The following is a 26,663-nucleotide window of genomic DNA, read 5'->3' as shown; positions in this document are numbered from 1 at the left end:
CAGCAACGGGACAAGGGCCGCAGCCCGGGCGGGGGAGAATGACATCTGCTCGGACCTTTCCGGTTTTGCCGCAAATGTACCCGCTCTCCGGCCGAACGCAAAGCGCCATTCCCGCCGCCCGCCGGATTTCGCCTAGCGTTTGCGCGTCAGCTTGCGCTTCGCCTTGTCGGCCCTCGCCTTCGACCGGCCGAGGTTGCGTTTCGGGGCCTTGCCACGGGTCTTGCGCGGGCCGGGGCGCATCGCCTTGTCCTCGATCGACAGCAGTTCCAGCACCAGCCCGCCGGTGACCGGCACCGCCTCGGACAGCCGCACGGTGACCCGCTGGCCGATGCCGATGGTCAGCCCGGTATCGGCGCCCATCAGCGTCTGCGCCTCGCGGTCATGGTGGAAATATTCCTGCCCCAGTTCGCGGATCGGGATCAGCCCGTCGGCGCCGGTCTCGTCCAGCTTCACGAACACCCCGAACCGCGCGATGCCCGACACCCGCCCCGCGAACTCGTTGCCCACCCGTTCGGACAGATAGGCCGCGAGATAGCGGTCGGTCGTGTCGCGCTCGGCTTCCATCGAGCGGCGCTCGGTTTCCGAAATATGCTGCGCGGTCGCCTCCAGTTCCTCGATCTCTTGCGCCGACAGCCCGTCCTTGCCCCAGCCATGCGCCGTGATCAGCGCGCGATGCACGACCAGGTCGGCATAGCGCCGGATCGGCGAGGTGAAATGCGCATAGGATCGCAGCGCCAGCCCGAAATGGCCGAAATGTTCCGGCGTGTAATAGGCTTGCGTCATCGAGCGCAGCGTCGACAGGTTGATGAGTTCGGAAAACTCGGTCCCCATCGCCTGGTCCAGCAGGTTGTTCAGGTGCCGGGTCTGCAACACCTGCCCCTTCGCCAGCGTGAAGCCCGAGGCGGCGGCCACCTCGCGCAGCGCGTCCAGCTTCTCGGGGCTGGGTTCCTCATGCACGCGAAAGATCAGCGGGCGGCGCAGCCGGGTCAGTTCCTCGGCGGCCGAGACATTGGCCAGCACCATGAACTCCTCGATCAGCCGGTGCGCCTCCAGCCGGTCGCGGAAACTGACCGAGGTCACATGGCCATCTTCGGACAGCACGATCCGCCGCTCCGGCAGGTCCAGATCCAGCGGCTGGCGGGCCTCCCGCGCCCGGGCCAGCGCCCTGTAGGCGGCATAAAGCGGGCGGATCACGTCGTCGAGCAGCTCCGCGCTGCGTTCGTCCGGCTGGCCATCCTGCGCCGCCTGCACCTGGGCATAGGTCAGCGCCGCGGCCGAGGCCATCAGCCCCCGGGTGAAGCGATGCGACAGCTTGTTGCCATGCGCGTCGATCACCATGCGCACCGCGATACAGGCCCGCGGCACGCCCTCATGCAGCGAACACAGATCGCCCGACAGCCGGTCGGGCAGCATCGGCACCACGCGGTCGGGGAAATAGGTGGAATTGCCGCGCTCGCGCGCCTCGCGATCCAGCGCCGAGCCGGGCCGGACGTAATGGGCCACATCGGCGATCGCGACCCACAGCACATGCCCGCCCTCGTTCTTCGGGTCGTCATCGGGCATCGCCAGCACCGCGTCGTCGCGGTCGCGCGCATCGGCCGGGTCGATGGTCACCAGCGGCAGATGGCGCAGATCCTCGCGATCCCCCAGCCCCGCGGGTTTCGCCCGGTCGGCCTCGGCGATGGCGTCGTCGGAAAAGACATCGGGGATGCCATGCTGGTGGATCGCGATCAGGCTGACGGCCTTGGGAGCCGACGGATCGCCCAGCCGGTCCACGACACGCGCCCGCGGCAGGCCCATGCGGGTGCGCGGGCCGATCTGCTCGGCCTCGACCAGTTCGCCATCCTTCGCGCCATGGGTCGCATCGCGCCCCACCATCCATTCCAGATCGGCGCCCTTGTCGATCGGCACGATCCGCCCGCCCTCGGCGCCGGTGCGAAAGATGCCCAGCACCCGTTTCGGGTTGACGCCGATCTTGCGGATCAGCCGCGCCTCGTATTGGTGATCCTCGCCGCGCACCTCCTGCAGGCGGGCGAGGATCCGGTCGCCCTCGGCCAGCGCGGGTTCTTCCTTGCGCGCGACGAACAGAACGCGCGGCTCCGCCCCCTCGCCATGCCATTCCAGCGGTTTCGCGAACAGATCGCCATCGCGGTTCGGCGCCAGGATCTGCAACACGCTCACCGGCGGCAGCCGGTCGGGGTCGCGATAGCTCCGGCGCCGTTTCTCCAGATGGCCCTCGTCCTCCAGCTCCTTGAGCACGCGCTTGAGGTCGATCCGGTCGGCCCCCTTGATGCCGAAGGCCCGGGCGATGTCGCGCTTCGAGCTTTCGCCGGGATGCGCGGCGATCCAGTCGAGGATTTCGGTCTTGGACGGTATCTGGCTCATGCACGCAGAGCTAGCACGCGCGCCCGCCCCCGTCAGCCGGAAAGCGGGGCCGGATCAGGCGAAATAGGTGGCAAGGATGCGGCCATAGACCCGTTTCAGCGCCTCGATCTGGGCCGGTTCCACCCGCTCGTCCACCTGGTGCATCGTCTTGCCCACCAGCCCGAACTCGACCACCGGGCAGAAATCCTTGACGAAGCGCGCATCCGACGTCCCGCCCGAGGTCGACGGCTCGGGCCGCAGCCCGGTTTCCGCCTCGACCGCGCCCGCCACCAGGTCGGACAGCGCGCCCGGCGGCGTCAGGAAGCTTTCGCCCGAAACCTTCACCTCCAGATCGAAACGGATGCCGGTCTCGCCGGTCACGCGATCCGCCTCGGCGCGCAGCCACTCGGTCAGGCTGTCGGACCCGTGCGCCTCGTTGAAGCGGATATTGACGGTCGCCCGGCACAGCCCAGGGATCACGTTGGTCGCGGGATTGCCGGTGTCGAAACTGGTGACCACCAGCGTCGAGGGATCGAAATGGCGCGTGCCCTCGTCCAGCGGATAGGCCGACAGCCGCTCGACCAGCCGCGCCAGCGCCGGAATCGGGTTCTGCGCGCGCTGCGGATAGGCCGAATGGCCCTGCACGCCATGGGCGGTGAACCAGGCCGTCATCGACCCGCGCCGCCCGATCTTCATCATGTCGCCAAGGCGTTCGCGCGAGGTCGGCTCGCCCACCAGACAGACATCCATCCGCTCGCCCTCTGTCGCCATCCAGTCCAGCAGCGCCACGGTCCCGTCCGTCGCGTCGCCCTCCTCGTCGCCGGTGATCGTCAGCACGATGGCCCCCTCGGGCGGCGTGTCGGTCACAAGGTCGATGGCCGCCGCGACAAAGGCCGCAACCCCCGACTTCATGTCGGTCGCACCGCGCCCCCACAGATAGCCGTCGCTGATCTCTGCCCCGAACGGGTCATGGGTCCAGGCCGCGGTATCGCCCGCGGGCACGACATCGGTATGCCCGTTGAAGCCGAAGGTCCGCGGATGCCCCTTCGCCCCCCAGCGCGCGAACAGGTTCGGCACGCCGCCGCGGTCGACCCGCCGACATTGGAACCCCGCCGCGGCCAGCCGGGTTTCCAGCAGGCGCAGCGCGCCCGCCTCGCTCGGCGTGACCGACGCGCAGCGGATCAGATCGGCGGTCAGGGCAACGGGGTCGGTGGGTCGGGTCATGGGCGCGGATCCTGATGATGCGCCCCAGCGATAGCCCGACCCGCGCCGCGCCGCAATGCAGCAGCGCGGCGCGCAGGCCGTGTCAGATCACCACGACATCAAGCGGCGGAAAGCCGTTGAAGCCGACCGAGGCATAGCTCGACGTATAGGCCCCCGAATTGCGGATGATGACCCGGTCGCCCGCGCTCAGCCCCAGCGGCAGCAGGACGGGGCGCTTTTCATACAGCACATCCGCGCTGTCGCAGGACGGCCCGGCCAGGATGCAGGGGCCGACCGGCTCATGCTCGCGCCCGGTCAGGAACTGGTAGCGGATCGCCTCGTCCATCGTTTCGGCCAGCCCCGAGAACTTGCCGATGTCCAGATAGACCCAGCGATAGGCATCGGTGTCGCATTTGCGCGAGACCAGCATCACCTCGGCTGCGATCGCGCCCGCCTCGGCCACCATGCCGCGCCCGGGTTCCGCCATCACGCGCGGCACCGCCCCGAACAGGTCGGTGACCAGCCGCATCACCTGGGCGGCATAGATCTCGGGCTGCTCGACCTCTTCGCCGTAAAAGGCCGGGAACCCGCCGCCGATATTCAGCAGCTCCAGATCGAACCCGGCGCCGCGCGCGGCATGCCAGACGCCCGCCACCTCGTCCAGCACCGACAGCCACATCCGCGCCACGCGCGTCTGGCTGCCGACATGGAACGACAGGCCCACCGGCCGCAGCCCCGCCGCAAGGGCGCGCGCCAGCAGCGGCTGCACCTTGCCCGGCGCACAGCCGAACTTGCGCGACAGCGGCCAGTCGGCCTCGCTCGCGGTGACCAGAACGCGGATATAGACCTGCGCGCCGGGGGCATGTTCGGCGATCTTGTCGATCTCCTCCTCGGCATCGGCCGCAAACAGCGTGATCCCCGCCTGATGGGCAAAGGCGATGTCCGAGGCCCGCTTGACCGTGTTGCCGAAGGAAATCGCGGACGGTGCCGCCCCTTGCGCAAGGCACAGCTCGATCTCGGCGCGCGAGGCGGCGTCGAAGCCCGAGCCCAGCGCCGCCAGACGCGCCACGATCTCGGGCGCGGGGTTGGCCTTGACGGCATAATGGATCGCCGCCCGGCCCAGCCCGGCCTTCAGCGCGGCATAGCGCTCGGCCACCGCCTCGATGTCCAGCACCAGAGTCGGCCGCTCGAAGCGATGCGCGCGGATGAAGTCTTCGGCGCGGGAGGAGGACAGGACAGAGGATCGACCGACGAAGTCGGTTTGCGTAGCGTACATGGTCATCTCCAATAGACCCGGCCATGACATGGCCGCTCAGTTCCAAGGGAGACGTTACCGTCGCTACGTAACCCGTGAGGGGACAGAGGCGCGTGCGTTGGCGTCCGTAACGCGGGCACATATGGACTTGCGTGAGTCGGTGCAACAGAAATTCGGTTAAAGCCCGATATTTCCACCCCTTGCGCGCGAGAACGTGACCCCGCCGCACCAGAACGGCGCGGCGTCAGGCCAGCCCGGTCTCGGTCCGCCCGCGCCGGTCGCTGCGCAGGTTCGCGTAGAGGACGTGGTTGCGCCAGCGATTGTTGATCTGCAGATAGCTCTGCGCCACGCCCTCATACTTGAAGCCGGATTTCTCCAGCACGCCCCGCGAGGCGACGTTCTCGGGCAGGCAGGCCGCCTCGATCCGGCTCAGATCCCGCATGGCAAAGGCATGGTGAACCACCGCCTCGATCGCCTCGCGCATATAGCCCTGCCGGGCAAAGGGCTCGCCGATCCAGTAGCCCAGCGTCCCCGATTGCGACGGCCCCCGCCGGATATTGTCCAGCGTGATCGCGCCCAGCAGCACGTCATCGGCCCGCCGGAACAGGAACAGCGGGATCGCCGAGCCCGTGCCCATCGCCCGCTGCGCCCAGTAGACCCGGTTGGTGAACGCCTTGCGTGTCAGGTGATCGGGCGCCCAGGCCGGTTCCCACGGCGTCAGGAAGGCGGCACTCGCCGCCCGCAGCGCGGCCCAGTCGCGGAAATCGGCATGGACCGGCGGGCGCAGGAACATCCGGTCCGTCTCGATCCGGACCTTGCGCCTGAGGCCCAGCATCAGGCCGCAAGCCTGCCCTGCAACGCGTCCAGCCCCGGCGCCTTCGAGACAGGGCCATATAGCGCAAGCGCGGCCTGCCCCGCCCCGGCCATCCGCCCGGCGAAGTCGCGCACATCGCCCGTGGTCACCGCGTCGATATGGGCGATGGTCTCCTCGATGCCGGGCACCCGGTCCCAGATCGACACCAGCCGCGCCAGCCGCTCGGTCCGGTTCGACGGGCTTTCCAGCCCCATCAGCAACCCCGCCTTCATCTGCGCGCGCGCCCGGGCCACCTCGGCGGGCGTCATGTCCTGCGCCGAACGCGCGATCTCGGCCATGGTCAGTTCCGCCAGTTCGCCGATCTGCGCCGCGCTGGTGCCCGCATATAGCGTGATCAGCCCGGTATCGGCATAGGCCCCCGCCTGGGCAAAGACGGTATAGCAAAGCCCCCGCTTTTCCCTGAGTTCCTGGAACAGCCGCGAGGACATGCCCCCGCCCAGCGCTGTGGCAAAGATCTGCGCGGTATAGATCGCGGGGTCGCGATAGCTGGGGCATTCGAAGGCCAGCGCCATATGCGCCTGTTCCAGCGTCTTGACCTCGCGCCGCTCGCCGCCGGTAAAGCGGGCGGGCTCATGCACCCCATGCGTGCCGGGCGCCAGATGGCCGAACAGCCCCTCGGCCAGCCGCACGATCTCGTCATGGTCCACCGCACCGGCCGCCGACAGGATCATCCGATCGGGCGTGTAATGCCGCCCGATGAAGGAAAACAGATCGTCGCGCGTGAAGCCGCGCACCCGTTCCGCCGGCCCCAGCAACGTGCGCCCGATGGACTGGCCGGGATAGGCGACCTCCTGCAACCAGTCGAAGATCACGTCGTCGGGCGTGTCCAGCACCTGCCCGATCTCCTGCAGGATCACGCCGCGCTCGACCTCGATCTCGGCTTGCTCGAACAGCGGGTTCAGCAGGATATCGGCCAGCACGTCGAGGGCCAGCGGCACGTCCGCCTCCAGCACGCGGGCGTAATAGGCGGTCATCTCGCGGCCCGTGTAGGCGTTGATATAGCCGCCCACATCCTCGATCGCCTCGGCGATCTGCAAGGTGCTGCGCTTGTCGGTGCCCTTGAAGGCCATGTGCTCCAGGAAATGGGCGATGCCGTTTTCCTCGGCCCGCTCGTCGCGGCCGCCCGCCATGATCCAGATCCCGATGGAGGCCGATTTCAGCCCCGGCATCCGCTCGGTCACAACGCGGAGTCCGTTGGGCATCCTGTGCAGCTCTACGCTCAACCCGCGCGCCTTTCCTCGATCAGGGACTCGATCGCGCCAAGGTCGTTATCGACGACCGTCACGCGCTCGGGGCGCTCATACAGATCCGCCATGCGCTTGGGAAGGGGCGGCCTGATCCCGGTGGCCGCCGCGACCGCATCGGGGAATTTCGCCGGATGCGCGGTCGCCAGCGTGATCATCGGCGTGGCGCTGGCGGGCTGGTCCTGCGCCACCTTCACGCCCACCGCCGAATGCGGGCACAGGATCTCGCCCGTCGCTTCATGGGTGGCGCGGATCGTGGCGCCGGTCTCCTCCTCGGAGGCCCGGCCCGAGGCGAAGACCTCGCGCAAGGCTTCCAGCGCGCCCTGGCTGATGGTGAACCCGCCCTGGTCCTTCAGCGCCTGCATCTGCTGGGCCACCGCCGCCCCGTCGCGGCCATAGGCCTCGAACAGCGCACGCTCGAAATTCGAGGAGACCTGGATATCCATCGACGGGCTGATCGAGGGCGCAACCCCATGGGTTTCATAGGCCCCCGTCGACAGCGCCCGGTGCAGGATGTCGTTCTGGTTCGTCGCGATCACGAGGCGTTCGATCGGCAGCCCCATCCGCCGGGCGATGTATCCGGCAAAGATGTCGCCGAAATTGCCCGTGGGCACGGTAAAGCTGACGGCCCGGTGCGGTGCCCCCAGCGCCACGGCCGAGGTGAAGTAATAGACCACCTGCGCCAGCACCCGCGCCCAGTTGATCGAGTTCACCCCCGCCAGCCCGACGGCATCGCGAAAGGCGAAATCGTTGAACATGTCCTTCACGCGCGCCTGGCAATCGTCGAAATCGCCCCGCACGGCCAGCGCATGCACATTCGCCTCGGACGGCGTGGTCATCTGGCGGCGCTGCACCTCGCTGACGCGGCCCTCGGGGAACAGGATGAACACATCCACATTGTCCAGCCCCCGGAACGCCTCGATCGCCGCCGACCCGGTATCCCCGCTGGTCGCCCCCACGATGGTCACGCGGCTCCCCGACCGCGCCAGCGCGGCCTGAAAGAGCTGGCCGATCAGCTGCATCGCGAAATCCTTGAAGGCCAGCGTCGGCCCGTGGAACAGCTCCAGCAGGAAATGATTGGCCCCAAGCTGCACCAGCGGCGCGCGCGCGGCGTGGCCAAAGCCTGCATAGGCGCGGCCGATGATCGCCTCGAACTCGGCATCGGTGAAGGCATCGCCGATGAAGGGCCGCATCACCCGGAAGGCGGCCTCCTCATAGGACAGCCCCGCCAGCCCCGCGATCTCGCCGGGCGCCATCGCGGGCACGGTCTCGGGGACATACAGCCCGCCATCGCGCGCCAGCCCCGTCAGCATCGCCTCTTCGAATGTCAGGATCGGGGCCGTTCCCCGCGTGGATACATAGCGCATCTGCCTGCCTTCTCTCGCTCTGCGGCCTGATACGCCAGACGCGGGGCGCTGTCACCCCGGACGGAAACGAGATTTTCAGGAGGGTGTGCGGGGGGAGGGGCGTCCGGGCCGCGGGAGCGCGCGGCACCGGACAAGATCAGGGAAAACCCGGCAGTCGAAGTCCGGGCCTCGCGCTGGGCGCTATTCCCCGGTTCCCTTGTGGGCGTTGTCCGCCCTTGGTCGCGATCTCTGCGGAGACAGTTGTATCGCCCCGCCAAAGAAACATATTGAGCGGCAGGATACAAGCGAAAGCTGCGACATTCTGCCGCCTTTCTTCACCCCGAGGACGCGCATGACCCAAGGCCCCTTCCGCCCCTTCGAGACGCTGCTCGACCGCGACCGCGCGCTGGCGCTTCTGCAACAGGCGACCGCCGGGGCCGATGACGGCGAATTGTTCCTCGAACGCACCCGCTCCGAGGTGCTCAGCTTCGATGACGGCCGTGTGCGCACCGCCAGCTATGACGCCACCGAAGGCTTCGGTCTGCGCGCCGTGCGGGGCGAGGCCGCGGGCTATGCCCATTCGACCGAAATCTCCGAAGCCGCGCTGAAACGCGCCACACAGACCGCGCGGCTTGCCGTGGCCGAGGGCGGCGGCACGCTGGCCGATCCGCCGCAGCCGACCAACCGGCGGCTCTATTCGGATGACGACCCGATGGCCGACGCCACATTCGGGGTCAAGCTCGACACGCTGCGCGAGATCGACGCCTTCGCCCGCGCGCTGGACCCGCGCGTGGTGCAGGTGACCGCGACGCTGGCGGCGTCCTTGCAGGAGGTGGTGATCCTGCGCCCCGACGGGCTGCTGTTCACCGATATCCGCCCGATGACCCGGCTGAATGTCGGCGTGATCGTCGAACAGGGCGGCCGCCGCGAATCGGGCAGCCATGGCGGCGGCGGGCGGCACGGCCTTGCCGGGCTGATCGCGCGCACGAACTGGGAGGCCGCAACCCGCGAGGCGCTGCGCATCGCGCTGGTCAATCTCGACGCCGAAGCCGCACCCGCGGGCGTGATGGATGTGGTCCTCGGCCCCGGCTGGCCGGGCGTGTTGCTGCACGAGGCCGTGGGCCACGGGCTGGAGGGCGATTTCAACCGCAAGGGGAGTTCGGCCTTCGCCGGGCTGATGGGCCAGCGAATCGCCGCACCGGGCGTCACGGTGCTTGACGACGGCACGATTCCCGACCGCCGCGGCTCGATCAGCGTCGATGACGAGGGCACGCCATCGGGCCGCACGGTGCTGATCGAGGACGGAATCCTGGTCGGCTACATGCAGGACCGCCAGAACGCGCGGCTGATGGGCGTCACCCCAACCGGCAACGGACGGCGCCAGAGTTTCGCCCACCCGCCGATGCCGCGCATGACGAATACCTGCATGCTGTCCGGAAACGCGGCTCCTGCCGATATCGTCGCGGATCTCAAGGACGGCCTCTATGCCGTTGGATTCGGGGGCGGACAGGTCGACATCACGAACGGCAAGTTCGTCTTCTCCTGCACCGAGGCCTATCGCGTCAGGAACGGAAAGGTCGGCGCGCCGGTCAAGGGCGCCACGCTGATCGGCGACGGGCCGACCGCGATGCAGCAGATCCGCGCCATCGGCAACGACATGGCGCTCGACCCCGGCATCGGCAATTGCGGCAAGCAGGGGCAATGGGTGCCGGTGGGCGTGGGACAGCCGACCCTGATGATCGGCGGGCTGACCGTGGGCGGGGCCGCGTCCTGATCGGGGCGCCCGGGGATTGGCAAAAATCCGCCGATCTTTGCCCGAAGGCGGCTGAAAAAACTCTCCTTTAAGGAGAATTTTTTGAATCTGTTCACCTTGTGTTAACCATTTGCAGCGAAAACTTGTCTCACGGATGAGCGAAGCTGCGAAAACGTGGAGAATTTTTCTTCCTACCACCCCCTCGCACCACCCACCCGGGAAGGCTCCCTGGTCTAGCAGCTTCGTCTCATCCGGTCGCGCCCCCTCGGGCGCGACACGACTTTCAGGCCCCGCCACATGGCCTCCATTCCCTCCCCCCCGACCATTTCCTCCCCCCAACCACAGCCACCCCCCTCGGCATCCGTTCCGCCCCCCGAAGCGCGCGGATTCACCTTCCGTTAACCCTGGCTGCGGCACTCTCCGCCGGTCCCCGACCGGAGTCCCGCGCCGTGCCCGCCCAAGCCGCCCTGCCCCTCATCGCCGCCCCCCTCCCCGAGGATGACCTTGTCGACCGCCTGCGGCTGATCCGCTCGCGCCGCGTCGGCGCGACCACCTATCACCGGCTGATGGCCGAGCATGGCACCGCCCGCGCCGCGCTGGACGCCCTGCCCGACATCGCCCGCGCCGCCTGCATCGACAGCTATGAACCCTGCCCCGAAGGCGTCGCCCGGGCCGAACTCGCCAAGGGCCGCGCGCTGGGGGCCGTGCCGCTGATCCATGGCGGGCCGGGCTATCCGGCGGCGCTGGCCGACCTGCCCGACGCGCCCGCGATCCTCTGGGCGCTGGGCCGGACCGATCTGCTGGACCGGCCCATGGTGGCGCTGGTCGGCGCGCGCAACGCCTCCTCGCTGGGCACGCGCATGGCGCGCAAGCTGGCCGAGGGGCTGGCGGGTGCCGGCCATGTCGTCGTCTCGGGGCTGGCGCGCGGCATCGACCGCGCCGCGCATCTGGCCGCGCTGGAAACCGGCACCATCGCCGTTCTGGCGGGCGGCGTGGACGTGGTCTATCCGACCGAGAACGAGGCGCTGTTTCACGACATCGGCGCCCGCGGCCTGCGCCTGTCCGAACATCCCGCCGGGCTGCACCCGCAGGCCCGCCATTTCCCGCAACGCAACCGCATCATCTCGGGCCTCGCCCGCGCCGTCGTCGTGGTCGAGGCCGCGGCGCGCTCGGGCAGTCTCATCACCGCGCGCTCCGCGCTCGACCAGGGGCGCGAGGTGCTGGCGGTGCCGGGCCATCCCTTCGACGCCCGCGCCTCGGGCTGCAACCTGCTGATCCGCGACGGCGCGACGCTGGTGCGCGGCCCCGAGGACGTGATCGAGGCGCTGGACAGCACGCCAACCCGCGTGCCGCCCCCCAAGGCCCCCCCCCGCATCACCGAGGTGCCCGCCACCCCCGCCCATGCCAGCCGCCCCGCCCCCGCGGATCCGGCCGCGCTGCATGCCCGGATCCTCTCGCGCCTCGGCCCCTCGCCGCTGGCCGAGGACCAGCTGATCCGCGACCTCGCCCTGCCCGCGGGCCACATCGCGCCCGAGTTGCTGACCCTCGAAATGGAAGGCCGGATCGCGCGCGCGCCGGGCGGTCTGCTGTCCCGCCTGGATTGATCCGCCAGCACCGCACACGACCAGGGCGCGCGCCCGACCCGGCGCGCCCTTCTCATTGACAATCCCCCGCTCCCCCCCACATTTTCGCCCGCCTAGGCCGCCCGCCCCCGCCAGCGGCCCGAGTCGAAAGGAAGTCCATGCCCGTCGTCGTCGTCGAATCCCCGGCCAAGGCCAAGACAATCAACAAGTATCTTGGCGACGACTACACCGTTCTGGCCTCCTACGGGCATGTCCGCGACCTGCCGCCCAAGGATGGTTCGGTCGATCCCGACCACGGCTTCGAGATGAAGTGGGAGGTCGCCGCAGAGTCGAAAAAGCACATCAAGGCCATCGCCGACGCCCTGAAAGGCGACAATGCGCTGATCCTCGCCACCGACCCCGACCGCGAGGGCGAGGCGATTTCCTGGCATCTGGAAGAGGCCCTGCGCGCCCGCAAGGCCATCGGCAAGGATACCCAGGTCAGCCGCGTGGTCTTCAACGCCATCACCAAATCCGCCGTGACCGAGGCGATGAAGAACCCCCGCCAGGTGGACGAGCCGCTGGTGCACGCCTATCTCGCCCGCCGCGCGCTGGATTACCTCGTGGGCTTCAACCTCAGCCCGGTGCTCTGGCGCAAGCTGCCCGGCGCGAAATCGGCGGGCCGCGTGCAATCGGTCTGCCTGCGCCTGATCGTCGAGCGCGAGATGGAGATCGAGGCGTTCCGCGCCCGCGAATACTGGACCGTCAAGGCGATCCTCGCGACCCCCCGCGGCCAGAGCTACGAGGCGCGCCTGGTCACGCTGGGCGGCCGCAAGCTCGACAAGTTCGACATCGCCACCGAAACCGCCGCCGAACTGGCCGTGCAGGCGATCCATTCTCGCGACTTCACCGTTTCCTCGGTCGAGGCCAAGCCCGCCCAACGCAACCCCGCGCCGCCCTTCATGACCTCGACCCTGCAACAGGAGGCCAGCCGCAAGTTCGGCTTCGGCGCGCGCCAGACCATGCAGGCGGCGCAGCGGCTCTACGAGGCGGGGCACATCACCTATATGCGGACCGACGGCATCGACATGGCGCCCGAGGCGGTGATGGCCGCGCGCGATGCGATCAGGGACCGCTTTGGTGCCGATTACGTCCCGAAATCCCCGCGGATGTACAAGAACAAGGCCAAGAATGCGCAGGAAGCGCATGAATGCATCCGCCCCACCGAGATGGCCCGCGATCCCTCGAAACTGAAACTCACCGATGAGGATCAGCGCAGGCTCTACGACCTGATCTGGAAACGCACGCTGGCCTCCCAGATGGAGGCCGCGCGGCTGGAACGCACCACCGTCGACGTGACCAGCGCCGACGCCCAGGTGGCCCTGCGCGCCACCGGCCAGGTGGTCCTGTTCGACGGTTTCCTGCGCATCTACGAGGAAGGCCGCGACGATGTCATCGACGACGAGGACGGCAACCGCCTGCCCCAGATCACCCAAGGCGAACCCGCCCGCAAGGAACAGGTGACGCCCGAACAGCATTTCACCCAGCCGCCGCCGCGCTATACCGAGGCGACGCTGGTCAAGCGGATGGAGGAACTGGGCATCGGGCGGCCCTCCACCTATGCCTCGATCGTCACGACCATCCAGGATCGCGGCTATGTGCTCAAGGACAAGAACCGCCTGATCCCCGAGGACAAGGGGCGGCTGGTGACGGCCTTCCTGTCCAACTATTTCAGCCGCTATGTCGGCTATGAATTCACTGCCAATCTCGAGGACGAACTCGACGACGTGTCCGCGGGCAGCCGCGAATATCTTGATGTTCTGTCCCGCTTCTGGCGCGATTTCTCGGCCGCACTTGCCGAAACGGCGGATCTGCGCATTTCCGAGGTGCTGGAAAAGATCGACGAGGTTCTGGCCCCCCATCTCTACCCCCCGCGCGAGGATGGCAGCGACCCGCGCATCTGCCCCAGATGCGGGGTGGGACGGCTGAACCTCAAGACCGCGCGCTCGGGCGGGGCCTTCATCGGCTGCGGCAACTATCCCGACTGCCGCTATACCCGCCCGATCTCCGCCCCCAATGGCGATGACGGCGCGGCCGAACTGGACGGCAAGGTGCTGGGCATCGACGAGGGCGAGCCGATCACCCTGCGCAATGGCCGCTTCGGCCCCTATGTGCAGAAGGGCGAACCGACCGAGGACCAGCCAAAGCCGCCCCGCGCCAGCCTGCCCAAGGGCTGGGCGCCCGAGGCGATGGATCTGGACAAGGCGCTGATGCTGCTCTCCCTGCCCCGCCCCATCGGCCCGCATCCCGAGGATGGCGAACCGGTCGAGGCCAGCATCGGCCGCTATGGCCCCTATGTCCGGCACGGCAAGACCTATGCCAACCTGCCCGAGGTGGACGAGGTCTTCACCATCGGCATGAACCGCGCGGTCGAGGTGCTGGCCCAGAAGAAATCCCGCGGCCGGGGCGCCACGACCGCCGCCCCCCTGCGCGAACTGGGCGAACACCCCGAACAGGGCGGGCCGGTCAACGTGATGGCGGGCCGCTACGGGCCTTATGTCAAATGGGCCAAGGTCAACGCCACCCTGCCCAAGGGCATGGAACCCGAGGATGTGACGCTGGACCTTGCCGTGCAGATCATCGCCGAAAAGGCCGCGAAACCCGGCGGCAAGAAACCCGCGGCAAAAAAGCCCGCGGCCAAGCCGAAGGCCGCCGCGCCGAAGAAGACCGCCGCCAAGAAACCCGCCGCCACCAAGAAGACGGCGGCGAAAAAGCCCCCCGCGAAAAAGGCCAGCGGCTGACCGCCCCCCGCCGCGCCGCGGCGCCAAGTTGACAGGGCGGGGTGGCTTCGCCACTACTCGGACCGACGGTTCAGAGGGGAGCGATCCATGAGCAAGGTATATGGCAGCGCCGCAGAGGCCCTGGACGGGCTTCTGTTCGACGGCATGTTCATCGCGGCAGGCGGCTTCGGGCTGTGCGGCATTCCGGAACTGCTGATCGACGCGATCAGGGCGGCGGGCACGAAGGATCTGACCTTCGCCTCGAACAATGCGGGCGTGGACGATTTCGGCATCGGCATCTTGCTCCAGACCCGGCAGGTGAAAAAGATGATCTCCTCCTATGTGGGCGAGAATGCCGAGTTCATGCGCCAGTATCTCTCGGGCGAACTGGAACTTGAATTCAACCCGCAGGGCACGCTCGCCGAACGCATGCGCGCGGGCGGCTGCGGCATCCCCGGTTTCTACACCAAGACCGGCGTCGGCACCGTGATCGCCGAGGGCAAGGAACACAAGGAGTTCGACGGCCAGACCTATATCCTGGAACGCGGCATCGTGGCCGATCTGTCCATCGTCAAGGCATGGAAGGCCGACACCACCGGCAACGCCGTCTTCCGCAAGACCGCGCGCAACTTCAACCCGCCCGCGGCGATGTGCGGCAAGATCTGCGTGATGGAGGTCGAGGAAATCGTCGAACCCGGCACGCTCGACCCCGACAAGATCCACCTGCCCGGCATCTATGTGCACCGCCTGATCCAGGGCAGCCACGAAAAGCGCATCGAACAACGCACCACCCGCGCGGCGTAAGGAGGACATCATGCCCTGGGACCGCAACCAGATGGCGGCGCGTGCCGCGCAGGAACTCAAGGACGGGATGTATGTCAATCTCGGCATCGGCATCCCGACGCTGGTGGCCAATTACATCCCCGAGGGCGTCCATGTGACGCTGCAATCGGAAAACGGGATGCTGGGCATCGGCCCCTTCCCGACCGAGGACGAGGTCGATGCCGACCTCATCAACGCGGGCAAGCAGACCATCACCGAACTGCCCCATTCGGCCTATTTCGACAGCGCGCAAAGCTTCGGCATGATCCGCGGCGGCAAGATCGCCATGGCGATCCTGGGCGCGATGGAGGTGGCCGAGAATGGCGACCTGGCGAACTGGATGATCCCCGGCAAGCTGGTCAAGGGCATGGGCGGCGCGATGGATCTGGTGGCCGGCGTCGGCCGCGTGGTCGTCGTGATGGACCACACCAACAAGGCCGGCGAATCGAAGGTGCTGAAAGCCTGCACCCTGCCGCTCACCGGCAAGGGCGTGGTGAACCGCATCATCACCAATCTGGGCGTGCTCGACGTGGTCGAGGGCGGGCTGAAAATCGTCGAATGCGCCGATGGCGTGACCGAGGACGAGCTGCGCGCCGCGACCGAGGCCGCGATCGTGAACTGACAGCCCGGGCGGGGGCCGCGCGCCCCCGCCTGCCGGGCCGGGGGCCGCGGCTGTTGCCGAAACCGCAACGGCTTCAAAAAATCGCCCCAATCTGTTGCTATGCGCGCGGTGACATGACGATGAACCGCCTTGCCCCCCCTGCCCCCCCGCACCCGTGGCGCGACCCGCTGCTGATGGCGGGTCTGCTGCTGCTGGTCATCGCCGGGCTGGCGGGACTGGCCGCCGCGACCGGCTGGCAGGCGACGCGCGACCAGATCCTGCGCCTCGGCGCGCTTCAGGTCGCGGCCCTTCTGGCGCTGTCGGTCCTCAACTACCTGATGCGCGCGCTGCGCTGGCATGTCTTCGGCCGCTGCGCGGGCCTGCCGCCCGGGCTGGTCCGCGACCTGCGCCATTATCTCGGCGGCTTCCTGATGAGCGTGACGCCCGGCCGCGTCGGCGAACTGGTGCGCATCCGCTGGATCCGGCGCGAGACGGGCCTGACGCTGGAACGCAGCGCGCCGCTTGTCCTGATGGACCGGGCGGGCGATCTGGTGGCGATGGGGCTGTTGCTGGCCGGGGCGCTGGCGCTCTCGACCAGCGGCATCGCGGGCGCGGCCCCGCTGGCGCTGATCGCGGTTCTTGCGGCGCTGGCGTTGACCCGCGCGCGGCTGCTGACCGCATTGGTCACCCGCCTCTACCGCGTGCTCGGCCTCTGGCCGCGGCTGTTCGGGCGGCTGCGGGCGATGGCGCGGATGCTGGCGCAATTCTCCCATTCGGGCGTGCTGGCGGGCGCGGTCGGGCTGGGCCTGATCGGCTGGGCGGCCGAGGGCTATGCCTTCCACCTGCTGCTGGACTGGATGGGCGCCGAAACCGGGCTCTGGACCGCGATGGCGATCTTCACCTTCGCCACGCTTGCGGGCGGGCTGACCGGGGCGCCGGGGGGCCTGGGCGGGGCCGAGGCCGCGATGATCGCACTCCTGACACTCGAAGGGGTGCCGCCCGAAACCTCGGTGGCGGCGACGGCGGTGATCCGGGTGACAACCCTGTGGTTCGCCGTCGGGATCGGGGCCATGGTCTTCCCCATCGCTGAACGGCTGTCGAAAAGGAACAGGCATGCAGTGGAAAACCGCTGATTACGCGGGCTGGGGCCGGGCGGTCCGGGCGCGCGGCACGCTGGCGCGGCCCGAACGGCTGCCCGCCCTTGCCGCGGCGCTGACCGCGCGGGGGCCTGCCATCGGCAATCGCCGCTCCTATGGCGATGCGGCGCTGAACGCGGGCGGCGCCGCGATCCAGATGACGCGGCTCGACCGGCTGCTGTCCTTCGACGCCGAGACCGGCGTGATCGAGGCCGAGGCGGGCATCCCCATCGCCGAGTTGCTGCGCCTTTTCGCGCCCCGCGGCTGGATGCCGCCGGTGATGCCCGGCACCGGGTTCGCCACGCTGGGCGGCTGCATCGCCTGTGACGTGCATGGCAAGAACCACCATGGCGCGGGCAGCTTCGGCCAGCATGTGCTGGCCGTCACGCTGATGACCGATACCGGCCCGCGCGCGGTGACGCCCGGGACCGATCCGGGCCTGTTCCGCGCGACCATGGGCGGGCTGGGCCAGACCGGCGCGATCCTGTCGGCCCGGCTGCAATTGCGCCCCATCCCAGGCCAGCGGATGCGCGTGGTGGAAACCCGCATCCCCGATTTCGACGCCTTCATCGCCGCGCTCGACGCCTCGACCGCCGAATTCGCCGTGGGCTGGGTCGATGCCACCGCCCGGCGCAAGCGGCTGGGTCGCGGCATCCTCGAAGAGGGCGAATTGCTCGACGGCAGCCGCCCCGGCCCCATCCGCCGGGCGAAATCCGTGCCGCTGGACGCGCCCGGCCTGCTGCTGTCCTGGCCCGTCATCCGGCTGTTCAACCGCTGGCGGCTGTCGCGCATCCCCGACTCGGGACGCAAGCGCATCCGCGCGCTGGACGAATTCTTCTTCCCGCTCGACGCCCTTCAGGACTGGAACCGGCTTTACGGCAAGCGCGGCTTCCACCAGTTCCAATGCGTCGTCCCGCAGGACGCCGCCCCCGCGCTGCGCGAGATCCTCGCGGCAATCGCGAAATCCGGCATCGCCTCGCCGCTGGCGGTGCTGAAACGGATGGGACCGGGCCGCGCGGGGCATCTGTCCTTCCCGATGGCGGGCTATACGCTGGCCGTCGACCTGCCCGCGCGCAAGACCCGCGCCGCCCCCCTATACGCACGGCTCGAAGACATGGTGCAGGCCGCGGGCGGGCGGCTTTACCTGGCCAAGGACGCGCTGGCCCGGCCCGCCACGATCGCGGCGATGTATCCCGAGCTTGACGACTGGCGGGCCGAAATCGCCCGCGCCGACCCCGAGGGGCATATGACAACCGACCTCATGCGCCGGTTGAAACTCAGGAGTGCGGCATGAGCGAGACCTGGCTGATCCTCGGCGCCTCCTCCGCGATGGCGCGCGCCTTCGCCCGCAAGCTGGCCGAACGCGGCGACGGGCTGATCCTTGCGGGCCGCGACACCGCCGATCTGGACCGCGACGCGGCCGACGCCCGCTTGCGCGGCGCGGCGCTGGCCGAAACGATCCGCGTCGACCTGCGCGACCCGGCCGGTTTCGACGCAATCCTCGCCCGCATGACCGAATGCGAGGGCACGGTTTCGGTGGCCGTCTTCACCGGCTCGATGCCGCCGCAATCCGAAATCGACGCCGACCCCGCGCTGATCGAGGGCGTGGTGATCGACAATTTCACCGGACCCGCGCGGCTCTTGCTGATGCTCGCGCCGCTGATCGAGGCGCGCGGCGCGGGCACGATCGTCGGCGTCGGCTCGGTCGCGGGCGACCGGGGGCGGATCGGCAATTATGTCTACGGCGCGGCCAAGGCGGGCTTTGCCACCTGTCTCTCGGGGCTCAGGAACCGGCTGACGCGGGCGGGCGGGCATGTGGTCACGGTCAAGCCCGGCTTCACCGATACCGCGATGACCTGGGGGGTCGAGGGGATGTTCCTTGTCGCGCCCCCCGACAAGGTGGCCGCCGACATCCTGAAAGCGGTCGAGAGGAAGCGCAACGTGATCTACACGCCGATCTTCTGGCTGGCGATCATGGGCGTGATCCGCGCGATCCCCGAACCGATCTTCAAGAAGCTGTCGATCTGATGAACGCCCCGCCCGCAGGCGCGGGCCGGGCGCGCCTCAGTCGCGACCTGCCATATCGAAGTCCGATGGAATTCCGATGAAAGTCCGATGGAAGTCCGATTTCGGAAACGGCCCTCAGAACCCGAACCAGCGCTGCCACAGACCGGCACCGTAGAACATGAAGGACAGCGCGAAGAAGATCAGTCCCAAGCCCACCCGATCGCGCAGCGCGAACACGATCGGATCGTAATCCTGCTTGCCGCGATGGCCCAGAATGACCATTCGGATCAACCAGATGGCCAGCGGCACCAGCGTCAGCCACAGCAGCCAGCGCGTCGGATAAAGCGCATGCGCCTGCTCGGAGAAACTGTAGGCGAAGAACACCACCAGCGCCCCCACCACCCCGATCCAGGCCACATTCAGCAGATCCCCCCGATCCCCGCGCCCATATCCCCGCCCCGGCAGGCGATCGTCACTTTCCGCCAGCGCCAGTTCCGTCATCCGCTTGACACAGCCCAGCGACAGGAAGACCGGGAAGACGAAGACCAGCATCAGGATCGAGGCCCCCATCCCCGTCGCCACCGCCCCGGCCAGCACCCGGATCGTGTAAAGGGCTGCCAGCGTTGCAATATCCACCCAGCGCAGCCGCTTGAGCCTCAGCGAATAGGCCAGCGACAGCCCCATGTAGAGCACCAGCACGCCAAGGAACGCCCAGCCCAGCGCGGCGCCGATACCCAGCGCCAGAAGCCCCAGGAGCAGGCTTGCCACCATGCCCACCCCGATCGGAACCGCCCCCGCCGCGAAGGGCCGGTTGCGCTTGGTCGGATGCAGCCGGTCGGCCTCGAGATCCAGAAGATCGTTGACGACATAGATGCAGGACGCCGCCGCCGAGAAGGCGACCATGCCCAGAAGCACCAGCAGCAGCGTGGGCAGCGTGAAATCATGCGCGGCCAGCACGGGCAGGAACAGAAGGATGTTCTTGACCCATTGATGCGGCCGCAAGGCCTGCACCAGATCGCGCCAGCGCCAGCCGCCCGGCACCACCTCGACCCGGCGTCCGGCGGCCTGCAACTCGGCCAGCAGGCGCGGTTGCCCGCCCACCACCACCGCCCTGTCGGCCGCCAACCACGCCGCCCGGTCACCCGCGCTGTCCCCGGCATAATCGTAGCCGCGCAACCCGAAGGCCGATTTCAGCACCGCCGCCCGCCCCTCGCCCGCCACGTCGCGTCGCCCGTCGGCGCCCATCCCGGCGGTGAACCCGTAATGCCCGGCCAGCCTGTCGATCAGCCCGTCATCGCCCCCCGAAACCAGCACCACCTCGCGCCCCGCCTCGCTTGCGGCCAGCGCCCGCTCGGCGATCTCGACCCGGATCGGCAGCAGATCGACCCGCGGCGGGACCAGGCGCGTCACCTCGCGTCGGAACGCAGCGGGACGGCCCAGCGTGGCCCGGACGGCGGCAAGGGTTTCCCGCGGCGCGCGACCAAGCCCGGCCCAGAGCGATTCCAGCATCAGGTCGGTGCGCAGGAAGGTGCCGTCGACATCCAGCACCAGCGGCTTCTCCGCGCCCATGCCTAGCTGGCCCCCCGCGCGCGGAAAACGCATCCATCGGTGATCAGTTCGGGCGGCGTCAGACACAGGCCCCGGGCGACCGACCAGGCGGCCAGCACGCGGGGCACATAATGCCGCGTCTCGGCATAGGGCGGCACGCCCGCATGGGTGCGAACTGCCCCCTCTCCAGCGTTGTAGGCCGCCAGCACCAGCACCGGATCATTGCCGAATTCCCGCATCAGCCAATCGAGATAGGCCACCCCGCCGCGGATATTGGCCACCGGATCAAGGCTGTCGGACACACCGAACCGTGCGGCGGTGGCGGGCATCAGCTGCATAAGCCCGGTCGCGCCCTTGGGGCTGACCGCGGCCCGGCGCCCACCGCTTTCCACGCCGATCACCGCCAGCGCCAGAGCAGGCGAGACCCGCGTGCCGACCGTCGCGCTCAGGATGTCGGTGCCGTAGGAGGCGGCGATGTCCTGAAGATGCTGCAATCGCGGCTCCGGAATCGCGGCGCCGTCCACCGGCGGGCTGGAGATCGCCGCGAGCGCCAGGCCAAGCCGTCCGGGCCCGCCATCGGCCAGCGCAGGCGAAACCCGCGCCCAGAACCAGTCCGGCCCGGGGCCCGGCTTGTGGTCACGCTCCGGCGCCGCCTCGCGCATCGCGGGCGGTTTCGGGGGGGGAGCGAGCCGCGGCTGGACGGGCGGCACCTGCACCGTGATCCGCTTGACCGCGCCCGGTTCGGGCGGCTTGACCCGCTTGAAGGTGAAATCCGGCCATGGCGGCGGATCGGCCGCTGCCGGTGTCGCCACGAAGAGCGCGGCAATCGTCGCCACGATGTATTTCGTCGCCATGACCTTTTTCTGCCCTGCTCGATCATAAGGTCTTGCCGGAATCTTGCAGAATCCGTCGCCAAAAGCCACCACCAATGGCCGATCGTCCACCGCCAGGATCAGAACCCGACACGTCCGGAGGGCGAGCCAGCGTCGGAATACCTAAAATTTTACGACTTTTCGTCCCTTTTTTCATGGAGTTGTAGGCAAATTCCGCAAACTTTGCCCTTTGGCGGAAAATGACAAGCCTCAGCCCAACTCCTGCCCGATTCGGATGGCCTTATCCGCCCATGCCGAGGTGGTTTCGGGCGAGGATGATGGCAGACCCCGCGATCCCCGACATGGCAGGTGAAGTGACCGGACATCCTATTGGAGGGACCAAAATGAAACTGTTCGATCTGATCAAGCGTTTCCACAATGACGAATCGGGCGCCGTGACCGTGGACTGGGTCGTTCTGACCGCCGCGATCGTGGGCCTGGGCATCGCCGTTCTCGCCTCGGTGCGGACCGGCGTGGACCATGTGGCCGGCGAAATCGAATCCGCCCTGACCTCGGCCAAGGTCAATCAGCTCGGCACGCTGAACTGATCCTCAGCGCACCGACCGAATAGCTGGCAAGGCCGCGTCCCCGGATGCGGCCTTCCGAGTTCAAACGGCCCCGGAAGCGAACCGGACATTGTTTCGCCATCCTTCGAAATCCTTGCGCTCGCCAGGCAATCACCCCGATTTCGCCGCATTCGCCTGTCAGCCTGCAATCGCAAGACTGGATTGGACATGCCTGCGCGTCTGGGCGCGGGGGTGAGCTGGAAAGGACACGCCATGCGTTTGATCTTCGGACTGGTGCTTCTGGTGGGCCTCGGCCTTGCAGGCTTTGCCGTCTACATGGCTCAGGACTATATCCACAGCTACGAGCGCCAGCTTGCCGAGGAGCGTGCCGCCCGCGCCAACCAGGTGGAACTGGTGCCCGTTGTCGTGGCAAAGGAGGCCCTGCGCTACGGACAGCAGGTGACAGTGGAAAATCTCCAGCTTGTGGAATGGCCCAAATCCTCGCTGCCCACGGGCGTCTTCCAGTCGGGCGCAGAGGTGTTCCCCGAGGGCAAGCCCAAGTTCCGCACCGTGCTGCGCGCGATGGAGGCGGGCGAACCGCTGCTGGCAGTCAAGGTCACCGAACCCGGCACCGATGCGGGCCTGACGTCGCGCCTTGGCCGTGGCATGCGTGCCTTCGCGATCCGCGTCGACGTCGCCTCGGGCGTTTCGGGCTTTCTGCGGCCGGGCGATCAGGCCGATGTCTACTGGACCGGCCAGGCGCAGAACAAGCAGGTGACCCGGCTGATCCTGCCCGGAATCCAGCTGATCGCAATCGACCAGATGGCCGACGAGGACAGCTCGCGCCCGGTGATTGCGCGCACCGTCACCGTCGAGGCCACGCCCCAGCAGGTCGCCGCGCTGGCCCAGGCGCAATCGACGGGACGTCTGTCGCTGTCGCTGGTCGGTTCGGGCGATGACACGGTGGCCGAGGTGATCGAGGTCGATCAGAAATTGCTGCTGGGGATAGAGGATGCACCGATCGTCGTCGAGGACAAGGCGCCGGTCTGCACCATCCGCACCCGCCGCGGCGCCGAGGTGGTCGAGATTCCGATCCCCTGCACCAACTGACCTGCCTACACATTATCTGGCGCATCGGACTGCATCTTGCGGTCGCGGTGCGCCCGCCTGCCTGATCTCGTGGTTGTTGCGGGATATCCACATAAAGGAAATTCGTTAATTAACTGAAGATTGATTTAAATCTTCGGTTGACGCATCCTCTGCGGGAATTTGGGCGAAAAGACCCATCCTGAGGCGTGATCGGAAAGGCAGGATCACATGAAAACCAAGAGTGTTCTGGTGGCGGGGCTGGTGGGCCTGGCCGCCGCGACCGGCCCCGTCACGGAAACGCAGGCCCAGAGCCTGCGCACGCTGAGCGGCCAGGCGACCGGCCAGTTGACCGTCCCCATGAACCGTGCCGTCGTGGTCGAAAGCGACGAGGTGTTCGCGGAACTGTCGATCTCGAACCCGCAGATCGCCGACATCTCGACCCTGTCGGACCGCACGATCTATGTGCTGGGAAAATCGCCGGGGCGCACGACCCTGACGCTTCTTGGTCCCAATGGCCGGCTGATCACGAATGTCGAGGTCCGCGTCACCCCGGACATGAGCGAACTCAAGGAACGCCTGCGCGAGGTTCTGCCGGGCGAGCCTATCGAGGTGCGCTCGGCCAATGACGGGCTCGTGCTGTCGGGCACGGTCAGCTCCGCGCAGGCGCTTGACCGGGCGCTCGACCTCGCCTCGCGCTATGCGCCCGAGCGGATTTCCAACCTGATGATGGTCGCGGGCAGCCAGCAGGTCATGCTGAAGGTGCGCTTTGCAGAGATGTCGCGGAACGTCTCCAAGGCGCTCGGCTCGCGGCTGGGGATCAATGGTTCCTTCGATGGCGGCGACGGAACCATCATCGGCGGCCTCGGCGCAGGACTGACGAGCAGTACCGGGAACCTGACGATCAGCGGCGATCTGGGCGCATTTCAGCTCAACCTTGCGCTGCAGGCGCTCGAGGGCAAGGGCTTCGTGCGCACGCTGGCCGAGCCCAACCTGACGGCGCTCTCGGGCCAGGAGGCAAGATTCCTCGCGGGGGGCGAGTTTCCGATCCCCGTCCCGCAGGAGGGCGGAACGATCTCGATCGACTACAAACCCTTCGGCATCGGCCTCAACTTCACCCCGCGCGTCGTGGGCGAGAACATCAACCTGCGTCTCGACGCCGAGGTCAGCGGCCTGGACGATAGCGCAAGCTACAATGTCGGCGACGTCACCTATCCCGGCTTCCGCACCCGCCGCACTTCGACCACGGTCGAACTGCACGATGGCGAGAGCTTTGCCATCGCGGGCCTGCTGCAGGATGATTTCTTCGCGAACAACGCCCAGGTACCCTGGATCAGCGACGTGCCGGTTCTTGGTGCGCTGTTCCGCAGTTCCGAATATGAACGCCGCAACAGCGAACTGGTGATCATCATTACCGCCCATCTGGTCAGCCCCACCCGCGGCGAGGCGCTGGCGCTTCCGACCGACCGCGTTCAGCCACCCAGCGAGCGCGACCTGTTCCTGTCGGGCAAGCTGTCCTCGCCGAGGACACCGAAATCGGGCGCGGCCGGCGAGGTCGCCCGCCAGGATTTCAGCGGTTCCTACGGCTATGTGATGGAGTGAGATCATGCGCGCCAAGCTTGTATTCCTGACGCTGGGCGCCGCGGTCGCGCTGTCCGGCTGTTCGACGGACAGTTACCGCGACTTTACCCAAGAAGCCGGCGCAAGCCTTGACGATGGGGCCTTCGGCAATGCGACCATGAACAACACGATGGTTCACAGCGGCGAAAGGGCGATGGCGATCGACCTGAACCACCGTTTCGCCTCCGAGGTCGACACGACGATCACCTTCGCCTTCGACAGCGCCGTTCTGGACGCCGAGGCGCGGGCCACGCTGGACCGCCAGGCGGCGTGGATCGCGCGCTATCCCCATGTCAAGTTCCGCGTCTACGGCCATACCGACCTGGTCGGCCCGGGAGCCTACAACAAGGCGCTGGGGATGCGGCGGGCGCGGGCAACGGTGGATTACCTGGTCTCGCGCGGTGTTGCCCGCGCACGGCTCGAAGCCGCCGTTTCCTATGGCGAGACACAGCCGCTGGTGGTGACCGAGGGCCGCGAGCGGCGCAACCGCCGCACGGTCACCGAGGTCTGGGGCTTCCTTGAACCCAAGCGCATGCTGCATGACGGCAAGTACATGCAGCGCACCTACGGCATCTATCTCGACAGCGCGAGAGAAGAGCACACGGTCGAATAGGGCCGATACCCCGCCACCGCGTCGGGTTCGTCCCCCGGCGCGGCGCGGCCGGACTTCCAACAATTTCGGCTTTTGGGCCGTAATGTTGCCCAGTTTGGACTTCACATTCCCTTCCTGAGAGCGGTGCGCGCGGCGGCGAGTCGCGCGCGGGCGGTGTCCGACGCGGCCAGAAGGCTGGCGGAGCCGTCCGCAAGGAGGGATTTGGACGACATGACGAGTACGGCGGCATTGCATTCCGACCCGGCCCCGGTGATCGCCTGCACGGTGTCCAGGGACATCCAGAACTTCGACCTGCTGATCGAGGACATGGAGGCCGAACTGGGCGAATGTTGGGGCGATCTTGCCTTTCAGGACGCCAACAGCTTCTTCGACCAGCCCGACGCAAGGTCGCTGGAATTCATCGCGGTCGCCGTCGACGACCAGGACGAGGACAACATCGCCTTCATCGGCGAGATCGTCCGCAACGCCAAGCGCCGCAATGTCAAGGTCATTGTCATCGCCGAGGAACTGAGCCCGATCGCGCTGCACCAACTGATGCGCGTCGGCGCCGACGATTTCGTGCCCTACCCGCTGCCGGAGGGCGCGCTGCACGACGCGATCGACCGGGTGCGTCGGCCGGCCCCGGTTGCGCCGGTCCCGGGCAATGGCGCCTCGGTTCCCGCGGTGTCGCGATCGAACCGCGATGGCGTGGTGCTGCCGGTGCACGGGCTGGCGGGCGGGGTCGGCGCCTCGACCTTCGCGGTCAACCTCGCATGGGAATTGTCCCTTGCAGCCAGGGCGACGCATGGCCGTGTCTGCCTGCTCGATCTCGACCTGCAATTCGGTTCGGTCTCGACCTATCTCGACCTGCCGCGCAGGGAAGCCGTGTTCGAGATGCTCTCGGACATCCCCTCGATGGACAGCGAGAGCTTCATGCAGGCGCTTCAGACCTACAAGGACGGTCTGCATGTGCTGACCGCGCCCGCAGACATCCTGCCTCTGGACCTGGTCACACCGGACGACATGAAGCGGCTGATCGAGATGGCGCGATCGCAGTTCGAATTCGTCGTGATCGACATGCCGACGACGCTGGTGCAATGGACCGAAACGGTGCTGAGCCAGTCGCATGTCTATTTCGGCCTGCTCGAGCTTGACATGCGCTCGGCCCAGAACGCGCTGCGCCTGATCCGGGCGCTGAAATCCGAGGATCTGCCGCATGAGCGGCTGCGCTACGCGATGAACCGGGCGCCGAAATTCGCCGATCTCTCCGGCAAGAGCCGGGTCAAGCGGATGGCCGAGAGCCTGGATATCGACATCGAGATCCATCTGCCCGATGGCGGCAAGGTCGTCACCGAGGCCGGGGATCACGGCCTGCCGCTGGCCGAGACAGCCGCCAAGGCGCCGCTGCGCAAGGAAATCCAGAAACTCGCCACCTCGCTTTTCGAGCTTGGCCAGATGTCGGCCACGGCCGAGGCGTGACAGACAGGACGCA

General features: G+C 68.0%; 21 protein-coding genes. 13 read left to right on the top strand and 8 right to left on the bottom strand.

From position 1 onward, the window contains the following. Positions 1 to 132: 132 nt before the first annotated feature. The 6 genes from rnr to thrC all read right to left on the bottom strand — a co-directional run bounded on the left by rnr (position 133) and on the right by thrC (position 8,307). A complete protein-coding gene (rnr, locus tag NHN26_RS02785) occupies positions 133 to 2,385 on the bottom strand; it encodes a ribonuclease R (RefSeq protein ID WP_253088008.1) in 2,253 nt (750 codons plus the stop codon). A 54-nt stretch (positions 2,386 to 2,439) separates the two neighbouring features. After that, a complete protein-coding gene (gene dapE / locus NHN26_RS02780) occupies positions 2,440 to 3,588 on the bottom strand; it encodes a succinyl-diaminopimelate desuccinylase (protein ID WP_253088007.1) in 1,149 nt (382 codons plus the stop codon). An 82-nt stretch (positions 3,589 to 3,670) separates the two neighbouring features. Further along, positions 3,671 to 4,843 carry a type III PLP-dependent enzyme gene (locus NHN26_RS02775; protein ID WP_253088006.1) on the bottom strand — a complete coding sequence of 391 codons (1,173 nt, stop codon included), beginning with the start codon at positions 4,841 to 4,843 and terminating at the stop codon, positions 3,671 to 3,673. A 223-nt stretch (positions 4,844 to 5,066) separates the two neighbouring features. Next, on the bottom strand, positions 5,067 to 5,657 hold the full coding sequence (locus tag NHN26_RS02770) for a GNAT family N-acetyltransferase (RefSeq protein ID WP_253088005.1): 591 nt from the start codon (positions 5,655 to 5,657) through the stop codon (positions 5,067 to 5,069). Further along, entirely contained in the window at positions 5,657 to 6,898 is a 1,242-nt protein-coding gene (locus NHN26_RS02765) for a M16 family metallopeptidase (protein ID WP_435594169.1), read from the bottom strand. The genes NHN26_RS02770 and NHN26_RS02765 overlap by 1 nt, the downstream gene beginning before the upstream one ends. Positions 6,899 to 6,915: 17 nt before the next feature. Next, positions 6,916 to 8,307 (bottom strand): threonine synthase, encoded by a 1,392-nt coding sequence (gene thrC / locus NHN26_RS02760; RefSeq protein ID WP_253088003.1) that lies wholly within the window; start codon positions 8,305 to 8,307, stop codon positions 6,916 to 6,918. A gap of 331 nt (positions 8,308 to 8,638) precedes the next feature. On the opposite strand from thrC, the gene tldD reads away from it, so the two are divergent. The 8 genes from tldD to NHN26_RS02720 all read left to right on the top strand — a co-directional run bounded on the left by tldD (position 8,639) and on the right by NHN26_RS02720 (position 18,968). Beyond that, complete coding sequence (gene tldD / locus NHN26_RS02755) at positions 8,639 to 10,060, top strand: metalloprotease TldD (protein ID WP_253088002.1); 1,422 nt, start codon at positions 8,639 to 8,641, stop codon at positions 10,058 to 10,060. Positions 10,061 to 10,488: 428 nt separating this feature from the next. After that, positions 10,489 to 11,643 (top strand): DNA-processing protein DprA, encoded by a 1,155-nt coding sequence (gene dprA / locus NHN26_RS02750; RefSeq protein WP_253088001.1) that lies wholly within the window; start codon positions 10,489 to 10,491, stop codon positions 11,641 to 11,643. Between the two features lie 137 nt (positions 11,644 to 11,780). Then, positions 11,781 to 14,402: a type I DNA topoisomerase gene (topA, locus tag NHN26_RS02745; protein ID WP_253088000.1), complete on the top strand. Its 2,622-nt coding sequence runs from the start codon at positions 11,781 to 11,783 to the stop codon at positions 14,400 to 14,402. Positions 14,403 to 14,489: 87 nt separating this feature from the next. Then, a complete protein-coding gene (locus NHN26_RS02740; protein WP_253087999.1) occupies positions 14,490 to 15,185 on the top strand; it encodes a CoA transferase subunit A in 696 nt (231 codons plus the stop codon). A 10-nt stretch (positions 15,186 to 15,195) separates the two neighbouring features. Further along, positions 15,196 to 15,825 carry a 3-oxoacid CoA-transferase subunit B gene (locus NHN26_RS02735; RefSeq protein WP_253087998.1) on the top strand — a complete coding sequence of 210 codons (630 nt, stop codon included), beginning with the start codon at positions 15,196 to 15,198 and terminating at the stop codon, positions 15,823 to 15,825. Positions 15,826 to 15,938: 113 nt separating this feature from the next. After that, positions 15,939 to 16,937: a lysylphosphatidylglycerol synthase transmembrane domain-containing protein gene (locus tag NHN26_RS02730; protein ID WP_253087997.1), complete on the top strand. Its 999-nt coding sequence runs from the start codon at positions 15,939 to 15,941 to the stop codon at positions 16,935 to 16,937. Then, complete coding sequence (locus tag NHN26_RS02725) at positions 16,918 to 18,234, top strand: FAD-binding protein (protein ID WP_253087996.1); 1,317 nt, start codon at positions 16,918 to 16,920, stop codon at positions 18,232 to 18,234. Before NHN26_RS02730 ends, NHN26_RS02725 begins: the two co-directional genes overlap by 20 nt. Next, positions 18,231 to 18,968 carry an SDR family NAD(P)-dependent oxidoreductase gene (locus tag NHN26_RS02720; RefSeq protein WP_253087995.1) on the top strand — a complete coding sequence of 246 codons (738 nt, stop codon included), beginning with the start codon at positions 18,231 to 18,233 and terminating at the stop codon, positions 18,966 to 18,968. The genes NHN26_RS02725 and NHN26_RS02720 overlap by 4 nt, the downstream gene beginning before the upstream one ends. Positions 18,969 to 19,082: 114 nt before the next feature. On the opposite strand, the gene NHN26_RS02715 is transcribed toward NHN26_RS02720, so the two are convergent. Together NHN26_RS02715 and NHN26_RS02710 are read right to left on the bottom strand one after the other, a co-directional pair. Beyond that, positions 19,083 to 20,516 carry a UbiA family prenyltransferase gene (locus NHN26_RS02715; protein WP_253087994.1) on the bottom strand — a complete coding sequence of 478 codons (1,434 nt, stop codon included), beginning with the start codon at positions 20,514 to 20,516 and terminating at the stop codon, positions 19,083 to 19,085. A 2-nt stretch (positions 20,517 to 20,518) separates the two neighbouring features. Beyond that, positions 20,519 to 21,349: a lytic transglycosylase domain-containing protein gene (locus NHN26_RS02710; protein ID WP_253087993.1), complete on the bottom strand. Its 831-nt coding sequence runs from the start codon at positions 21,347 to 21,349 to the stop codon at positions 20,519 to 20,521. A 362-nt stretch (positions 21,350 to 21,711) separates the two neighbouring features. On the opposite strand from NHN26_RS02710, the gene NHN26_RS02705 reads away from it, so the two are divergent. The 5 genes from NHN26_RS02705 (at position 21,712) to NHN26_RS02685 (ending at position 26,650) form a co-directional block, all read left to right on the top strand. Continuing rightward, entirely contained in the window at positions 21,712 to 21,915 is a 204-nt protein-coding gene (locus NHN26_RS02705; RefSeq protein WP_253087992.1) for a Flp family type IVb pilin, read from the top strand. Between the two features lie 231 nt (positions 21,916 to 22,146). Next, positions 22,147 to 22,983, top strand: a complete 837-nt coding sequence (gene cpaB / locus NHN26_RS02700; RefSeq protein WP_253087991.1) for a Flp pilus assembly protein CpaB — start codon at positions 22,147 to 22,149, stop codon at positions 22,981 to 22,983. A 207-nt stretch (positions 22,984 to 23,190) separates the two neighbouring features. Continuing rightward, the gene (locus tag NHN26_RS02695; protein WP_253087990.1) at positions 23,191 to 24,561 is read left to right on the top strand and encodes a type II and III secretion system protein family protein; all 1,371 of its coding nucleotides are present in this window, start codon (positions 23,191 to 23,193) and stop codon (positions 24,559 to 24,561) included. A gap of 4 nt (positions 24,562 to 24,565) precedes the next feature. Continuing rightward, positions 24,566 to 25,192 (top strand): OmpA family protein, encoded by a 627-nt coding sequence (locus tag NHN26_RS02690; RefSeq protein WP_253087989.1) that lies wholly within the window; start codon positions 24,566 to 24,568, stop codon positions 25,190 to 25,192. A 210-nt stretch (positions 25,193 to 25,402) separates the two neighbouring features. Further along, on the top strand, positions 25,403 to 26,650 hold the full coding sequence (locus NHN26_RS02685) for a CpaE/TadZ family protein (RefSeq protein ID WP_253087988.1): 1,248 nt from the start codon (positions 25,403 to 25,405) through the stop codon (positions 26,648 to 26,650). Positions 26,651 to 26,663 lie beyond the last annotated feature (13 nt).

The sequence above is a fragment of the Rhodovulum tesquicola genome, from assembly GCF_024128855.1.
Taxonomy (GTDB): Bacteria; Pseudomonadota; Alphaproteobacteria; order Rhodobacterales; family Rhodobacteraceae; genus Rhodovulum; species Rhodovulum tesquicola.
This window is presented reverse-complemented; position numbering and strand designations above follow the sequence as displayed.